Genomic DNA, 14,803 nt, shown 5'->3' with positions numbered 1-14,803 from the left:
AGACGACAGAGTCCGGGTTTGCGAATCTCCCTGGATGAACTGCCTAAGGGAGCGAAAGTGAAGACCTCCAGCGACGCCCAATCCGCCGAGGAAAGCGGTCATCGTTCGATGAGTCTTCGTCTGCCCAGGCCGATGCACGAAGCCATGAAGACGTTGGCGGCCCGTCGTGGGTCGAAAGCCGCAGACTTCTACGTCGAGACCGTGGAGACCTTCATCCGAGACCACATGGCGGGATATCGGCATCTTTTCGCAATCGAGAACGACGCTGTACACATCAGCGTCAACGTGCCGGTCCGGTTTGCTCACACCGTTCGGGATGCGGCGCTTGGTCGACGGGTGACGCCGAATGAGCTAGTGTTCACCGCCGTCAGCCATGTGCTGGAAAGCGCGAATGCGGAAGCCGCTTAGCGCCTGAGTCCGACGAACCTGGAACCGGAGTCCAACGAACCCGGAACCAAACCGCCGCTCAGGCCCGGAGTCTCAGGAACCTGGAACACTGACAAGCGCGGCCTGGATCATACATTTATTTCGCATAATATATCTTAGGCGTTAAACGTACCGGCTGATCGACTGACACCTCCTGTCCTTGGTACAGATGATGTCGCTGATGATACAGCGACGACGTCGGTCCCGCGATCAATCCGTTCTTCCAGCGGTCGATCTCGTTCTCGACGAACTTACCCACCACGTCCGTATAGAGGTCGGCGGCGGTTCCTCGTCACGGGCCGGGGCAACTTGTCGCGCAGCGATGGCGATAGATGACAGATCGGTGGCTGCGTCGATCGGAACCCCGGCCGCCTTCCGCTCGGAGTAGCGGTCGACCAGCCGCGCGGCATGAGGCCGGGTGAGGATGGTGAAGCGGACGAACTCCTCCATCACATCGACGATGCGCTCATAGTAGACGGACGGCTTCATCCGCCCGGCGTCGTCGAACTCCTGGAAGGCCTTGGCCACGCTCGACTGGTTGGGGATGGTGATCATCCGCATCCACCGACCCAGCAGTCGCAGGGTATTGACGGCATTGAAGCTCTGCGACCCGCCGGAGACCTGCATGACGGCGAGGGTCCGGCCTTGGGTCGGGCGCACGCCGCCCATGCTCAGCGGCAGATGGTCGATCTGCAGCTTCATCAGGCCCGACACCTGACCGTGCCGCTCGGGGCTGCACCAGACCATGCCCTCCGACCACAGGGCGTGCTCGCGCAATTCGCGCACCGCCGGGTGATCGTCGTCGCCGTGCGACCCCGGAAGGGGCAGGTCCGACGGATCGAAGATGCGGGTTTCGCAGCCCATCCATCGCAGCAGGCGAGCCGCCTCTTCGACGCAGAAGCGTGAATAGGACCGCTCACGCAGAGAGCCATAGAGAAGCAGGATCCGGGGCGGATGGTCGTTGGCCCCCAGGTCGCGGGCGGGATCGGCCGAGAGATAAGCCTCGTCCAAGGCCGGCAGATGATCCGGATCAGGCAGCGATCGCAGGCGGGCGAAGGTCATCAGAGATCCTTGGTGAGATAGGCCGCCGACGCCGGGCAGAGCCCCGAGAACTCGCGGGTGCGCCGGATCGTCTCGGGCGCCGTCTGGCGGTTCGCGGCCCGGTAGCCGTGCCGGGCGAAGAAGGGCTCGGCCGTCGTGGTGAGCAGATGAAGGCGTGCGGCGCCGAGGTCGCCGGCGACGGACTCGGCGGCGGCCAGCACCCGGCTTCCCAGGCCTTGCGCGTTCTGGTCGGCGAGCACGACCAGGGAGCGGAGCAGCAGGTCGCGCCCTTCTCCCTCCAGCCCAACGTAGCCAACGACGGCGCCGTCGTGATCGGCGCTGAAGTAACGGCCGGCGTCAGGCGCGGGCAGGCCTTCGGCCCGCAGGGCGGCGACCAAGCCGTCGTCGCTCGCCTCGATCAGACGGAGGAGCATCATCACCCGGCCTCCGCCGGCGGGACCGTGTCCGGGAACCAGCGTCGCCCCATCCAGAGGGCGACCGACACCAGCAGGATCAGCACCGGCACCTCCACCAGCGGGCCGATGACGGCGGCGAAGGCCACCGGCGACGCCAGGCCGAAGGCGGCGATGGCCACCGCGATGGCCAGCTCGAAATTGTTGGACGCGGCGGTGAAGGCCAAGGCCGTGGTGCGCGGATAGTCCGCCTCGATCAGCCGCCCCATCAGAAAGCTGACCACGAACATGATCAGGAAGTAGAGCGTAAGGGGCATGGCGATGCGCAGGGCGTCGAGCGGCAGGGCCACCACCTCCCCGCCCTTCAGACTGAACATGGCCACGATGGTGAAGAGCAGCGCGATCAGGGTCATCGGCCCGATGCGCGGCAGGAAGCGGCGCTCATACCAGTCGGCGCCCTTGCGGGCGATCAGGCTGCGGCGGGTCAGGAAACCCGCCAGGAACGGCACGCCGAGATAGACCAGCACGGCTCCGGCGATGGTCCAGACGCTGACGTCCACCACGCTGCTCTGAAGGCCGAACAGCGTCGGCAGGACGGTCAGGAAGAGCCAGGCGTAGAGGCTGAAGAACAGGATTTGAAAGATCGAGTTGAAGGCCACGAGACCGGCCACATACTGGTTGTCGCCCCGCGCCAGCTGGTTCCAGACCAGCACCATGGCGATGCAGCGCGCCAGGCCGATCAGGATCACGCCGGTCATGTACTCCGGCTGATCGCGCAGGAAGATGACCGCCAACGCGAACATCAGCACCGGACCCAGCACCCAGTTCTGGAACAGGGACAGGGCCAGGACCCGCTTGTCGGCGAACACGCGCGGCAAGGCTTCGTACCGGACCTTGGCCAGTGGCGGGTACATCATCAGGATCAGGCCGATGGTGATCGGGATGTTGGTGGTCCCCACCGAGAGACCGTCTATCCAGGCGGGCAGGCCCGGCGCCACGGTTCCAAGCAGAATGCCGAAGCCCATGGCCGCGAAAATCCACACCGTCAGCCAGCGGTCGAGGAACGACAGTCGACGTGGCGACGCCGTCATGGGGGTATCGGTCATCGCGTCACTCTCTGGCCGGCGTCGTCGATCACGACCTCGCCGTCTTCCTTGGCGAAGGGCTTCAGATCATCGGCGGGCAGAAGGTCCAGGACCGCCTCGGACGGTCTGCACAGGCCGACACCGAGAGGACTGACGACTATAGGACGATTGAGCAGGACCGGATGGGTCTCGATCGCATCGAGCAGCTGGTCGTCCGTCAGGGCCGGGTCGCCGAGACCCAGTTCGACGAACGGCGTGCCCTTCTCGCGCAACAGATCGCGCAGCGGCTTGCCGGTCCGTTCGGCCAGCCAGGCGACCATGGCGCGCGACGGCGGGGTCTTCAGGTATTCGATCACGTGAGGCTCGATCCCGACGTGGCGGATCAGATCGAGCGCGTTGCGCGACGTCCCGCAGGCCGGGTTGTGATAGATGACGATGTCCACGGGATCCTCAGGGGCGGCAGTGCGCAAGTTCAGCCAGCAAGGGCTCGCAAAGGTCAGCCCTGCCCCCGCAGCAGTCCTTGAGCAGAAACAGGACCAGGTCGCGGAACCGCTCCAGGTCGGCCCGGTAGATGATCGACCGGCTCCGTCGCTCCGACTTGATCAGGCCCGCACGGGTCAGGACGCCGAGATGGGACGACAAGGTGTTGGCCGGGATCGCTAGATGGTTGGAGATGTCACCGGCCGGCAGGCCGTCGGGTTCGTGACGCACAAGCAGGCGAAACGCCTCCAGCCGTGTCGATTGAGCGAGGGCGGCGAGAGCGAGAATTGAGGCTTCGGTTTCCATATTTCTAGATTATTCGAAACGTTGTCGGAATCAAGTTTTCATCGCGCTTCCAGGCTGGACAGGGTGGCCTTAGGTCTCAGTCGAGGCCAGCCAAGGCAGCAAGCTGCTCAGCAGCGGCCCATCGAGCCCGGAACTCGTCGGACCATCCTTCCGCGCGCAACCAGTCCCCCGCCCTCACCCTGTCCGGCCCGCTGGGCCGGACGCGGGTGCTGGAGGCGCTGACCTACATCACGACCGAGATCCACCGCGCCTTCAAGCCGATGTGGCACGCAGGAAGTCCGGCGGAGAAGGCCGCCGCGACGGCCAACGTCCAGCGCCTTCTGGCCCCTCTGGAGGCCGCAATGGCGGGGGACTTCCTGTTCCGCGACACGCCGACGGTGGCCGACTTCTACCTGTTCGTCATGCTGCTCTGGGCGGAACGGGTCGGGGTCGAGACGCCCGAGCGGCTGGCGGCCCTTCGTGATAGGCTACGCGCCCGCCCACCGTCCGCGCGGCCATGACCGTCGAGGGCTTGCTTTGAACCCCGTGGCGGGCGCGAATGGGCGCATGATGGGGGATCAGGACACGACGGCTGTGTTCGAGGCAAACCGGACCCGCCTGGTCCGTATCGCCTACCGCATGCTCGGCTCGTGCGCGGAGGCCGAGGATGTGGTGCAGGAGGCGTGGATCCGCTGGCAGGGCGTGGACCAGAGCACGGTGCGCCAGCCGGCGGCCTTTCTGGTGCGCACCGTCACCCGCCTGTCCCTCGACATCATTAAGTCCGCCCGCGCCCGCCGCGAGGCCTATGTCGGCAACTGGCTTCCTGAGCCGGTCTATGAGCCGGAGGAGGAAGCCCCGGCGCAGGACGAGTTGACCCTGACCCTGATGATGGCGCTGGAGCGGTTGTCGCCGCTGGAGCGCGCCGCCTTCCTGCTGCACGACGTCTTCGCCGTCCCGATGGACGAGATAGCCGGCACGCTGGGCCGGGACGCCGCCGCCATCCGCCAGCTGGCGGTCCGCGCCCGCAAACATGTGCAGTCGGCCCGCCCACGCTATCCCGTCGCGCCGGAGGAAGGCGACCGCATCGCCAGGGCCTTCTTCCACGCCACCAACAACGGCGACGTCGCGGGCCTGCGCGCCCTGCTGGCCGACGGCGTCATCCTGACCGCCGACGGCGGCGGCAAGGCCAACGCCTGGCTGCGGCCCATCATCGGTCTGGACCGGATCGTGCGCCTGTTCGCGGGCCTGCATCGCAAGCTGACCATCCCCCCGGTTCTGGTCCGCTGGAGCCGGATCGACGGCCTGCCGGGCTACATCAGCTACGAGCGGGACGGCACATTGCAGACGACCGCGCTGGAGATCGAGGATGGCCGTATCACCGCCGTCTACATCACCCGCAACCCTGACAAGCTGGCGAAGCTGGGGCTACCGGGGAGCAGCGAGGAACTTCACTGACGAACGCCTCCGGTGGGGCGTCAGGACGCCCGCCGACAGAGCTCGCTGATTGTCCGAAAGGCCTCGACCTTCTCCGCCTCGCCGCCAAACGCCCGTGTGGGGACGATGAATGCGCTCAGGCTGCGCCCCGTGACGACAACCCCCTCCGGCGTATCGGCGACAGAAGCGATCTGCTTCCAGGCCATGAAACCGGTTTGCGAGCCGCGAACGTAGGACAGGCCCTCAGCGTCGAACGTCAGGGTCCGCTCATCTGCCCGGTAACGAATCTGGGGCCAGACGATCATGAAGACGATGATCAGCGCGCTGGCGGCGACGCCCGACTGGAAACCCGACAAGGTCGAACCACCGATCTCCGCCATGGCGAAGGTCGCAGACAGCAGTACCGCGATAGCCGCGTGGAACACCCACAGCTTCCGCAGCCACATTGCCTTGTACCAGGCCCGCAATTCTTCGCGGGTCAGCGCATACCGGACCGTCAGCATCACATGTGCAGCATGCGCCCGTAGGCGTCGAGTTGCGCCTCGTGCATGGCCTCCGACATGGTCGGGTGCGGATAGACGATGCCGTGCATGTCCTCTTCCGTCGCCTCCATGGTGATGGCGGTGACGTAGCCCTGGATCATCTCGGTGACTTCGTGGCCGATCATGTGGGCGCCGATCAGGGCGCCGGTCTTCGCATCGAAGATGGTCTTCACGAAGCCCTCCGTCTCGCCGGCGGCCACGGCCTTGCCGTTCACCTTGAACGGGAAGCGGCCGACTTTGACCTCGCGCTTCTCGGCGCGGGCGGCCTGTTCGGTCACGCCGACCGAGGCGACCTGCGGCTGAGTGTAGGTGCAGCCGGCGATGGGCGAGACGACGTTCGGGGTCTTGAAGCCCGCGATGTACTCGGCGGCGTGGATGCCTTCGTGCGAGGCCTTGTGCGCCAGCCAGGGCGCGCCGGCGCAGTCGCCGATGGCATAGAGGCCAGGCAGATTGGTCTGGCAGTGGCTGTCGATTTTGATGTGGCCGCGATCCAGCTCGACGCCCAGCGCCTCCAGACCGATGCCGTCGGTGTTGGCGGTGATGCCCACGGCCGAGATGCAGACCTCGGCTTCCAGCGCCTCGGCCTTGCCGCCGATCTCGACGTCGACCTTCACGCCCGAGGCGGTCTTGGAGACCTTGGTCACCTTGGCGCCGACGCGGAACTTGATGCCGCGCTTCTCCAGGGCCTTCTGGGCGGCCTTGGAGATTTCCTCGTCCTCGACCGGCATGATGCGCTCGACCGCTTCCACGACCGTAACTTCCGCGCCCAAGGCACGGTAGAAGCTCGCGAATTCCAGACCGATGGCGCCCGAGCCGATGACCACGAAGGTCTTGGGCAGCTTCTTGGGCGCCAGGGCGTCGCGATAGGCCCAGATCTTGTCGCCGTCAGCCTCCAGGCCGATCTGCGGCAGGGCGCGAGCGCGGGCGCCGACGGCCAGCATGACGTTCTTCGCATCGACGGTGCGCGAACCGCCCGCCTTCAGGGCGACGACGACCTTGGGCGTTCCGGCGGCCTTCTCCAGCTTGGCCGAGCCCTCGATCACCTCGACCTTGTGCTTCTTCATCAGGAAGGCGACGCCCTTGTTCATCGTCGCCGCGACGCCGCGCGAGCGCTGGATGATGGCGTCGAAGTCGAACGACGCGCCCGTGGCGGACAGGCCGTAGTCCTTCAGGTGCGACAGGCTTTCATACTTCTCGCCCGACTTCAGCAGGGCCTTGGTCGGGATACAGCCCCAGTTCAGGCAGATGCCGCCCAGCGCTTCGCGCTCGACGATGGCGACCTTCTGGCCCAGCTGCGAGGCGCGGATGGCGGCGACATAGCCGCCCGGGCCCGAACCGATGATGACGAGATCGAATTCAGCAGCCATGGTCAGATCAACTTCTCAATGTCGGCCTTGATGGCCCGGGGTTCGACCTGGGGCGCGTAGCGGGCGACCACCCTGCCCTCCCGGTCGGTCAGGAATTTGGTGAAGTTCCACTTTACGTCACGCGTCCCCAGAAGGCCGCGTTTCTGGCGGGTCAGCCAGTCAAAGAGCGGATGCCGGTTGCGGCCGTTGACCTCGATCTTGTCGAACATCGGAAAGTCGACGCCATAGGTCGTGGAGCAGAAGCTGGCGATCTCGTCCGCCCGCCCCGGCTCCTGCGCCCCGAACTGGTTGCAGGGGAAACCCAGCACCGCGAACGGCCGGTCGGCCAGTTCGCGGGACAGAGCCTCCAGCCCCTCGTACTGCGGGGTGTAGCCGCAGCGCGAGGCGACGTTGACGATCAGCAGGGCCTTCCCCGCGAACCGGGACAGCGGAACCTCGGTCCCGTCGATCCCGGTGGCGGTGAAGTCATAGACCGAGGTCATGCCCTGCCCTCGCCCTTACGCCAGCATCGTCACGGGATCTTCGATCAGCGGCTTGAACGCCTGCAGGAAGCGGGCGCCCGTCGCGCCGTCGACGACGCGGTGATCGCAGGTCATGGTCACCGTCATGACGGTGGCGATGGCCAGCTGGCCGTTCTTGACGACCGGACGCTGCTCGCCCGCGCCGACGCTCATGATCGCGCCCTGCGGCTCATTGATGATCGACGAGAACGACTTGATGCCGAACATGCCCAGGTTGGACACCGAGAAGGTGCCGCCCTGGAACTCTTCCGGCTTCAGCTTGCGGTCGCGGGCGCGCTTGGCCAGGTCCTTGGACTCGGTGGCGATCTGAGACAGGGACTTCAGCTCGGCCTTGCGGATGATCGGGGTGATCAGGCCGCCGTCGATCGCCACCGCCATCGCCACATCGGCGTTGTGGTGCATGGCGATGCCTTCGGGCGTATAGCTGGCGTTGGCTTCCGGCACGGCCTTCAGGGCCATGGCGGCGGCCTTGATGACGAAATCGTTGACCGAGACCTTCACGCCGTCCTTCTCGAGCAGCGCATTGATCTTGGCGCGGGCCGCCAGCAGGGCGTCCAGCTCGACATCGATGAACAGCGGGAAGTGGGGCACCTGCTGGATCGACTCGACCATGCGCCGGGCGATGGCCTTCTTCATGCCGTCCAGCGGGATCAGGTCGTAGCTGCCGTCCGGAATGCCCATCTGGGCCAGCGACTGGACCGGACGCGAGGCGATGCCCGAGGCGGCGGCAGCCGGAGCCGGCTTGGCGCCGCCCTTGGGCGCGGCTTCCACGTCGCGCTTGACGATCCGACCGTGCGGGCCGGTGCCCTTGATCACCGTCAGATCGACGCCGTTCTGGGCGGCCAGACGACGCGCCAGCGGCGAAGCGAACAGACGACCGCCGTCAGCAGCCTTCGGCGCGGCCGGAGCCGCCTTGGGCGCTTCCACCTTGGCGGCCGGAGCGGCGGCTTCAGCGTTGGGCGCTTCGGCAGCCTTCGGCGCATCAGCCTTGGCCGGAGCGGCGGCGCCGCCCTCGTCCTTCAGGCGGGCGATAGGGGTATTCACCTTCACGCCCTCGGTCCCTTCGGCCACGAGGATGTCGGTGATCTCGCCCTCGTCCACGGCCTCGACTTCCATGGTGGCCTTGTCGGTTTCGATCTCGGCGATCACGTCGCCGGCCTTGACCACGTCACCCGCCTTCACGTGCCACTTGGCCAGAACGCCCTCTTCCATCGTCGGAGACAGGGCGGGCATCAGGATGTCGGTCATTGCACGCCTCCGTTGGGCGAGATCGGCTCGGCGACGGTCGTGACGTTGTCGGCCTTGATGGCCTCGCTCAGGCCGTGAAGGATGCGGTTGTACGCCTCCTTCTCATTGTGGCCGTGACGCACGGCGTAGCCGTAGGCCATGTGGCGGGCGGCGATGGCCAGCAGTTCGCCGAACTGGGCCGGGTTGTTGAACGCCGGCTTCACCGACATCACCGGCTCATTCTTCGACCACCAGATGCGGATGATCTCGATGGCCTCCGGATCAGCGGCGACGCTGTCCGGAGTGACCAGGTCAAAGGCGCTGGCGTCGGTCATGCCATCACCTGCTTCACAGCCTTGATGATCTTGTCCACGCCCGGCAGCGACAGGGCTTCGAGGTTTGCGGCGTACGGCAGCGGCACGTCTTCCTGGTGCACGCGCAGCGGCGGCGCATCCAGATAGTCGAAGGCGTGCTCGATCACACGGGCCACGACCTCGGCGCCGACGCCCATCGAACCCCAGCCCTCTTCGGCCGAAACCAGACGGTTGGTCTTCTTGACGCTGTTGACGATGGTCTCGTGGTCCAGCGGACGCAGGGTGCGCAGGTCGACGACCTCGACCGAGATGCCTTCGCCGGCCAGCTGCTCGGCGGCCTGCAGGGCGAAGCCGACCATGCGGCTGTGCGCCGTGATGGTGACGTCCGTGCCTTCGCGGCGGACCTTGGCCTTGCCGATCGGCAGGACGTAGTCCTCGACGTCCGGCACGTCGAACTCGAGGCCGTACATCATCTCGTGCTCGAGGAAGACGACAGGGTTCGGATCGCGGATCGCCGCCTTCAGCAGGCCCTTGGCGTCAGCCGCGTCGTAAGGCGCGATGACCTTCAGGCCCGGAACCTGGGCGTACCAGGCCGAATAGTCCTGACTGTGCTGGGCCGCCACGCGCGACGCGGCGCCGTTCGGACCACGGAACACGATGGGCGCGCGGATCTGGCCGCCCGACATGTACAGGGTCTTGGCCGCAGAGTTGATGATGTGGTCGATGGCCTGCATGCCGAAGTTCCACGTCATGAACTCGACGATGGGCTTCAGGCCCGCCATGGCGGCGCCGACGCCCAGGCCGGCGAAACCATGCTCGGTGATCGGGGTGTCGACGACGCGCTGGTCGCCGAACTCCTGCAGCAGCTCACGGCTGACCTTGTAGGCGCCCTGGTACTGGGCGACTTCCTCGCCGATCAGGAACACGCTCGCGTCGCGACGCATTTCCTCGGCCATCGCGTCGCGCAGGGCGTCACGGATGGTCGTCTTCACCAGCTTGGCGTCGGCCGGGATTTCCGGGTCCTTCAGCTCGACCGTCGGGGTCGCGGCGACCGGAGCGGCGGCCTTTTCTTCCTCACCCGACGAATCCGCCGGGGCAGCCGGAGCCGCCTCAGCCTTCGGAGCCGGAGCGGTCGCGCCGTCTTCGCCCGCCAGACGGGCGATCGGCGTGTTGACCTTCACGTTCTCGGAGCCTTCGGCCACGAGAATTTCCAGCACCTCGCCCTCATCCACGGCCTCGACTTCCATCGTGGCCTTGTCGGTTTCGATCTCGGCGATCACCTGGCCCGCGGATACGACGTCCCCGGCCTTGATGTGCCATTTGGTCAGCGTGCCCTCTTCCATCGTGGGGGACAGCGCCGGCATCAGAATGTCGGTCACGGATCAGGCCTCCACGTAAACGTCGGTGTAGAGCTCGGACGGATCCGGCTCCGGGCTCTCTTGAGCGAATTGAACAGCTTCGGCGACGATCGCCTTGATTTCGTTGTCGATGGCCTTCAGCTCGTCTTCCGTCGCCTTGGCCTGATCGAGCAGCAGCTTGATGTGATCGATCGGATCGCGGGTCTTCTTGACCTCGTCGACCTCCTCCTTCGTCCGGTATTTCGCCGGATCGGACATCGAGTGACCGCGGTAGCGATAGGTCTTCACCTCGAGGATGTAGGGACCACCGCCTTCACGCGCACGCTTCACGGCGCGGGCCGTGGCGTCGCGGACCGCCAGTACGTCCATGCCGTCGACCTGCTCGCCCGGGATGCCGAAGCTGGCGCCGCGCTGGTACAGCTCGGTCGTGGACGACGAGCGCTCGATGCTCGTGCCCATGGCGTACTGGTTGTTCTCGATGATGTAGATGGCCGGCAGCTTCCACAGCTGGGCCATGTTGAAGCTCTCGTAGACCTGACCCTGGTTCGAGGCGCCGTCGCCGAAATAGACGAACGCGACCGAGTCATCGCCACGGTACTTGCCCGCGAAGGCAAGGCCGGTGCCCAGCGCCACCTGGGCGCCGACGATGCCGTGACCGCCGTAGAACCCGGTCGGCACGTCGAACATGTGCATCGAGCCGCCCTTGCCCTTGGACGAGCCGCCGATGCGGCCGGTCAGCTCGGCCATGACCTCTTTCGGGTCCATGCCGGCGGCCAGCATGTGGCCGTGGTCGCGGTAGCCGGTGATGATCTTGTCGTGGCCCTGCTTGACGCTCTCCTGAACGCCCACCGCGACGGCCTCCTGGCCGATGTACAGGTGGCAGAAGCCGCCGATCAGGCCCATGCCGTACAGCTGGCCCGCGCGCTCCTCGAAGCGGCGGATCAGAACCATTTCACGATAGAACCGCAGCAGGTCCTCTTTCGAGGCCGTGGGCGTGTTCGGAATTTTCTTTGAATCAGTCTTGGCGGCGGGGGCCTTCGCCATCCGTCTTCTCCCGGTGGGCCCCCACTGTGCAGGGACGCTTGTCGTTACGGAAAGGGGCTTTAGCAGCCTTCGATCCCGAAACGCAAAGCGACCCGGCGAAGCTGTAACTAAAGTTCACGAATTGCGTGGCGCGGCGGCGGTCTGAACTGGGTGCGACACGCGGATCACATAATCCCGGGGATCAGCGAAACCCAGCACCGCGCGGGCCCGCTCTTCCAGCAAATCCCGCGACAGGCTGTCAGTCCGGAGGTAGCGCACGCGCACTTCCAGATCCTGCTTTTCCTCAAGGATATCTGCCAGTTGGGCCTCACGGCGCGCCAGCAGCGCGTCCCGCTCGCCCCCGCTCAGCAGCCCGCGTTCGCCCGTCAGGGCCTGAACGCCCAGATAGGCGATCAGCAACAGCAGGATGCAGGACGGAACGTAGGGCTTCATGCGATCGGGCACTCGGACGCTCCTTCTGAGCGTGGACTCGTGATTGACGAGTCATGACCGAAAAGCCCTAACGAACCGTAGCTTGACCGTAGAATCTGGCGCCGGCGGTGCGAACCGCCGTTCGCCTATTTCAGCAGCATGCCGTCGCCGAAATACATGCCCTGGTCGCCCAGCAGTTCCTCGATGCGCAGCAGCTGGTTGTACTTGGCCGTGCGGTCCGAACGGGCCAGCGAGCCGGTCTTGATCTGACCGCAGTTGGTGGCGACCGCCAGGTCGGCGATGGTCGAATCCTCGGTCTCGCCCGAGCGGTGGCTCATGACGGCGGTGTAGCCGGCGCGGTGGGCCATATCGACCGCATCCAGCGTCTCCGAAAGCGTGCCGATCTGGTTGACCTTGATCAGGATCGAATTGGCCAGACCTTCGCCGATACCAGCGGCCAGACGCGCCGGATTGGTCACGAACAAGTCGTCGCCGACGATCTGGACGCGGTCGCCGAGACGGTCCGTCAGGATCTTCCAGCCGTCGAAATCATCCTCGGCGCAGCCGTCCTCGATCGAGACGATCGGGAAGCGCTCGCACAGGTCGGCCAGGTAGCCGACCATGCCGTCGGCGTCGAAGGTCTTGCCCTCTCCCGCCATGACGTACTTGCCGTCCTTGAAGAACTCGGTGGCGGCGACGTCGAGGCCCAGGTGGAAGTCCTCGCCCGCCAGATATCCCGCGGCCTGACCGGCCTTGGTGATGAACTCCAGCGCCGCTTCCGCCGACAGCAGGTTCGGGGCGAAGCCGCCCTCGTCGCCGACGTTGGTGTTGTGCCCGGCGTCCTTCAGGGCCTTCTTCAGCGAGTGGAAGATTTCCGCACCCATGCGCAGGCCTTCCGAGAAGGTCTCCGCGCCGGTCGGCAGGATCATGAACTCCTGGATGTCGATCGGATTGTCGGCGTGGGCGCCGCCGTTGATGATGTTCATCAGCGGGGTCGGCAGCACGCGGGCCGAGACGCCGCCCAGATAGCGGTACAGCGGCAGGTTCGAGCTGACGGCGCTGGCCTTGGCGCAGGCCAGCGAGACGCCAAGGATGGCGTTGGCGCCCAGACGGCCCTTGTTGGCGGTGCCGTCCAGACCGATCAGGGTCTCGTCGATGCGACGCTGGTCTTCGGCATCCATGCCGGACAGGGCGTCAAAGATTTCGCCGTTGACGGCGTCGACCGCCTTCTGGACGCCCTTGCCGCCCCACAGGTCCTTGTCGCCGTCGCGCAGTTCGACAGCCTCGTGCGCGCCGGTCGAGGCGCCCGAGGGCACGGCGGCGCGGCCGAACGAGCCGTCATCCAGAATCACATCCACTTCCACCGTCGGATTGCCCCGGCTGTCGAGGATCTGGCGGGCGACGATTTCGGCGATGTCGGTCATGGAAGAACTCTGCTGTGCGAGGCGACGGTCAGACGCCGCGTTTAGCCCGTCGCGGCCCGCCACGGCAAGGAACCCGCTGCGCCCCGTAACGCGTTCTCATCGCAAAGGAGCGTCCCATGGAACTGAAACGCGGCCGTCTGATCGACCATGTCCACCTGCGCGCCCGGGACCTGAAGGCCTCAAAGGCCTTCTACGGCGCGGTTTTCGACGCCCTGGGCATTCCCTTCCATCAGGAAGAGACCCACCTCTGGGCCGACGAGTTCTGGATCGATACGGGCGAGACGCCCACGCATGTCCACCTCGCCTTCCAGGCCCCGGATCAGGAAACCGTCCAGCGCTTCCACGCCGCCGCTCTGAAGGCGGGCGGCCGCGACAACGGCGCCCCGGGTGAGCGTGCGGAATATCGCCCCGGCTACTACGCCGCCTTCGTTCTCGACCCGGACGGCAACAATATCGAGGCGGTCTATCACGGGCCGGCGGATCGCTCCGCCGACGCCGTGACCCTGACCTTCGAAATGTCAGGCGGTTAGGAGCACATCTCCACGTTCTCGATCGACGAGCCGCCGCCCGCGATGGCCTTCACCTTCCCGTCCTGGCCGATCTCGTACTTGATCCCGCGCGCGGTCGGGCCGGTGTGGTCCGGCGTGGCCCAGACCGTGATGTATTCCGCCGGCGCATCCTCATACTTGTGCGGAACCACGACGGCGGCCGCGCCATAGGCCGCCTTCACCGCCGCGGCGGTGTCGCCGATCTTGAAGCCGCGATCCGTCGGAACCGTGGACGCGCGAGTCAGCCAGACGCTGGCCAGGGCCCCGCCGTTGGTCATGACCAGCAGGCCTTCGGGCGCGTTCGTGGGATGGAAGATGTCGCAGCTCGCCGGGTCGGCCCCGCCGACCGCGTTCGGCTGGGAGTCCGGACCGAGCGCGGCCTCGATTTCGGCGGTCGTCATGCCGATCCGCAGCGGTCCGAAGCCGTTGGCGGTCAGAACGTTCGACGGAGCCGGGGACGGCGTCTCCGGCGCGGGCGCCGGGGCCGGTTCAGCGGGCGCGGCGGGCTCGGACGGCGCATTGCATGCGGCGACGGCCAGGACGGCGGTGGTCAGCAGAAGGGTGCGGATCATGGGAGCTCCAGAAGGTTGTCCGGAGCCATAAACGCACGAAAACGGCGCGCGAGGTCATCGCGCGCCGTTAAAATCTTTCGTTCGGCCGAAGCCGGGGTCCGTCAGAAGACTAGTCTTCCTTCGGGGTCAGAACCTGGCGACCACGGTAGGTGCCGGTCTTCAGGTCGATGTGGTGCGGGCGCTTCAGCTCGCCCGTGTCCTTGTCCTCGACGTAGGCGTTGGTGCCCAGGGCGTCGTGGGCGCGGCGCATGTTGCGACGCGAGGGCGATACTTTGCGCTTCGGAACGGCCATTTCCGTCTCAATCTTCTGG

20 protein-coding genes are annotated in these 14,803 nt (G+C 66.2%); 4 read left to right on the top strand and 16 right to left on the bottom strand.

All coding sequences use genetic code 11. The annotated features are described in order from the left end of the window. The first annotated feature begins 57 nt into the window (after positions 1-57). Entirely contained in the window at positions 58-408 is a 351-nt protein-coding gene (locus tag ACTIEF_RS04855; protein WP_439471065.1) for a hypothetical protein, read from the top strand. A gap of 228 nt (positions 409-636) precedes the next feature. On the opposite strand, the gene arsH is transcribed toward ACTIEF_RS04855, so the two are convergent. From arsH to ACTIEF_RS04830, 5 genes are read right to left on the bottom strand one after another with little or no spacing between them, the layout of a single operon-like run. After that, positions 637-1,488, bottom strand: a complete 852-nt coding sequence (arsH, locus tag ACTIEF_RS04850) for an arsenical resistance protein ArsH (RefSeq protein WP_439471064.1) — start codon at positions 1,486-1,488, stop codon at positions 637-639. Beyond that, the gene (arsN2, locus tag ACTIEF_RS04845) at positions 1,488-1,904 is read right to left on the bottom strand and encodes an arsenic resistance N-acetyltransferase ArsN2 (protein WP_439471063.1); all 417 of its coding nucleotides are present in this window, start codon (positions 1,902-1,904) and stop codon (positions 1,488-1,490) included. The genes arsH and arsN2 overlap by 1 nt, the downstream gene beginning before the upstream one ends. After that, complete coding sequence (arsB, locus tag ACTIEF_RS04840; RefSeq protein WP_439471062.1) at positions 1,904-2,986, bottom strand: ACR3 family arsenite efflux transporter; 1,083 nt, start codon at positions 2,984-2,986, stop codon at positions 1,904-1,906. Before arsB ends, arsN2 begins: the two co-directional genes overlap by 1 nt. After that, positions 2,983-3,408 carry an arsenate reductase (glutaredoxin) gene (arsC, locus tag ACTIEF_RS04835; protein WP_439471061.1) on the bottom strand — a complete coding sequence of 142 codons (426 nt, stop codon included), beginning with the start codon at positions 3,406-3,408 and terminating at the stop codon, positions 2,983-2,985. Before arsC ends, arsB begins: the two co-directional genes overlap by 4 nt. A 7-nt stretch (positions 3,409-3,415) precedes the next feature. Further along, the gene (locus ACTIEF_RS04830; protein ID WP_439471060.1) at positions 3,416-3,751 is read right to left on the bottom strand and encodes an ArsR/SmtB family transcription factor; all 336 of its coding nucleotides are present in this window, start codon (positions 3,749-3,751) and stop codon (positions 3,416-3,418) included. A gap of 206 nt (positions 3,752-3,957) precedes the next feature. Between ACTIEF_RS04830 and ACTIEF_RS04825 the strand changes: the two genes are divergently transcribed. Together ACTIEF_RS04825 and ACTIEF_RS04820 are read left to right on the top strand one after the other, a co-directional pair. Beyond that, on the top strand, positions 3,958-4,251 hold the full coding sequence (locus tag ACTIEF_RS04825) for a glutathione S-transferase C-terminal domain-containing protein (RefSeq protein ID WP_439471059.1): 294 nt from the start codon (positions 3,958-3,960) through the stop codon (positions 4,249-4,251). 46 nt (positions 4,252-4,297) lie between these two features. Further along, positions 4,298-5,185 carry a sigma-70 family RNA polymerase sigma factor gene (locus ACTIEF_RS04820; RefSeq protein ID WP_439471058.1) on the top strand — a complete coding sequence of 296 codons (888 nt, stop codon included), beginning with the start codon at positions 4,298-4,300 and terminating at the stop codon, positions 5,183-5,185. Positions 5,186-5,205: 20 nt separating this feature from the next. Here the strand turns inward: ACTIEF_RS04820 and ACTIEF_RS04815 are convergent, their stop codons facing one another. The 9 genes from ACTIEF_RS04815 to eno all read right to left on the bottom strand — a co-directional run bounded on the left by ACTIEF_RS04815 (position 5,206) and on the right by eno (position 13,372). Further along, entirely contained in the window at positions 5,206-5,667 is a 462-nt protein-coding gene (locus ACTIEF_RS04815) for a YcxB family protein (protein ID WP_439471495.1), read from the bottom strand. After that, positions 5,667-7,073, bottom strand: coding sequence for a dihydrolipoyl dehydrogenase (gene lpdA, locus ACTIEF_RS04810; protein ID WP_439471057.1), 1,407 nt, complete (start codon positions 7,071-7,073; stop codon positions 5,667-5,669). The genes ACTIEF_RS04815 and lpdA overlap by 1 nt, the downstream gene beginning before the upstream one ends. 2 nt (positions 7,074-7,075) lie before the next feature. Then, the gene (locus ACTIEF_RS04805; RefSeq protein WP_439471056.1) at positions 7,076-7,555 is read right to left on the bottom strand and encodes a glutathione peroxidase; all 480 of its coding nucleotides are present in this window, start codon (positions 7,553-7,555) and stop codon (positions 7,076-7,078) included. Between the two features lie 15 nt (positions 7,556-7,570). Continuing rightward, positions 7,571-8,842 (bottom strand): pyruvate dehydrogenase complex dihydrolipoamide acetyltransferase, encoded by a 1,272-nt coding sequence (locus tag ACTIEF_RS04800; RefSeq protein ID WP_439471055.1) that lies wholly within the window; start codon positions 8,840-8,842, stop codon positions 7,571-7,573. Beyond that, positions 8,839-9,156, bottom strand: coding sequence for a DUF5076 domain-containing protein (locus ACTIEF_RS04795; RefSeq protein ID WP_439471054.1), 318 nt, complete (start codon positions 9,154-9,156; stop codon positions 8,839-8,841). Before ACTIEF_RS04795 ends, ACTIEF_RS04800 begins: the two co-directional genes overlap by 4 nt. Further along, the gene (locus ACTIEF_RS04790; protein WP_439471053.1) at positions 9,153-10,514 is read right to left on the bottom strand and encodes a pyruvate dehydrogenase complex E1 component subunit beta; all 1,362 of its coding nucleotides are present in this window, start codon (positions 10,512-10,514) and stop codon (positions 9,153-9,155) included. Before ACTIEF_RS04790 ends, ACTIEF_RS04795 begins: the two co-directional genes overlap by 4 nt. Positions 10,515-10,517: 3 nt before the next feature. After that, a complete protein-coding gene (gene pdhA / locus ACTIEF_RS04785) occupies positions 10,518-11,537 on the bottom strand; it encodes a pyruvate dehydrogenase (acetyl-transferring) E1 component subunit alpha (RefSeq protein ID WP_439471052.1) in 1,020 nt (339 codons plus the stop codon). A gap of 114 nt (positions 11,538-11,651) precedes the next feature. Then, complete coding sequence (locus tag ACTIEF_RS04780; RefSeq protein WP_439471494.1) at positions 11,652-11,969, bottom strand: FtsB family cell division protein; 318 nt, start codon at positions 11,967-11,969, stop codon at positions 11,652-11,654. A gap of 125 nt (positions 11,970-12,094) precedes the next feature. After that, on the bottom strand, positions 12,095-13,372 hold the full coding sequence (gene eno, locus ACTIEF_RS04775; protein ID WP_439471051.1) for a phosphopyruvate hydratase: 1,278 nt from the start codon (positions 13,370-13,372) through the stop codon (positions 12,095-12,097). Between the two features lie 116 nt (positions 13,373-13,488). On the opposite strand from eno, the gene ACTIEF_RS04770 reads away from it, so the two are divergent. Beyond that, entirely contained in the window at positions 13,489-13,902 is a 414-nt protein-coding gene (locus tag ACTIEF_RS04770) for a VOC family protein (RefSeq protein ID WP_439471050.1), read from the top strand. Here ACTIEF_RS04770 and ACTIEF_RS04765 read toward each other — a convergent pair. Then, the gene (locus tag ACTIEF_RS04765) at positions 13,899-14,492 is read right to left on the bottom strand and encodes a hypothetical protein (RefSeq protein WP_439471049.1); all 594 of its coding nucleotides are present in this window, start codon (positions 14,490-14,492) and stop codon (positions 13,899-13,901) included. The two genes, ACTIEF_RS04770 and ACTIEF_RS04765, sit on opposite strands and share 4 nt — an antisense overlap. 109 nt (positions 14,493-14,601) lie before the next feature. Then, positions 14,602-14,784, bottom strand: a complete 183-nt coding sequence (gene rpmF / locus ACTIEF_RS04760; RefSeq protein WP_056449735.1) for a 50S ribosomal protein L32 — start codon at positions 14,782-14,784, stop codon at positions 14,602-14,604. Positions 14,785-14,803 lie beyond the last annotated feature (19 nt).

Source organism: Brevundimonas sp. (genome assembly GCF_051858995.1).
GTDB lineage: Bacteria > Pseudomonadota > Alphaproteobacteria > Caulobacterales > Caulobacteraceae > Brevundimonas.
Note: the sequence above shows the minus strand (reverse complement) of the source record. Positions and strands in the feature narration are given on the sequence as shown.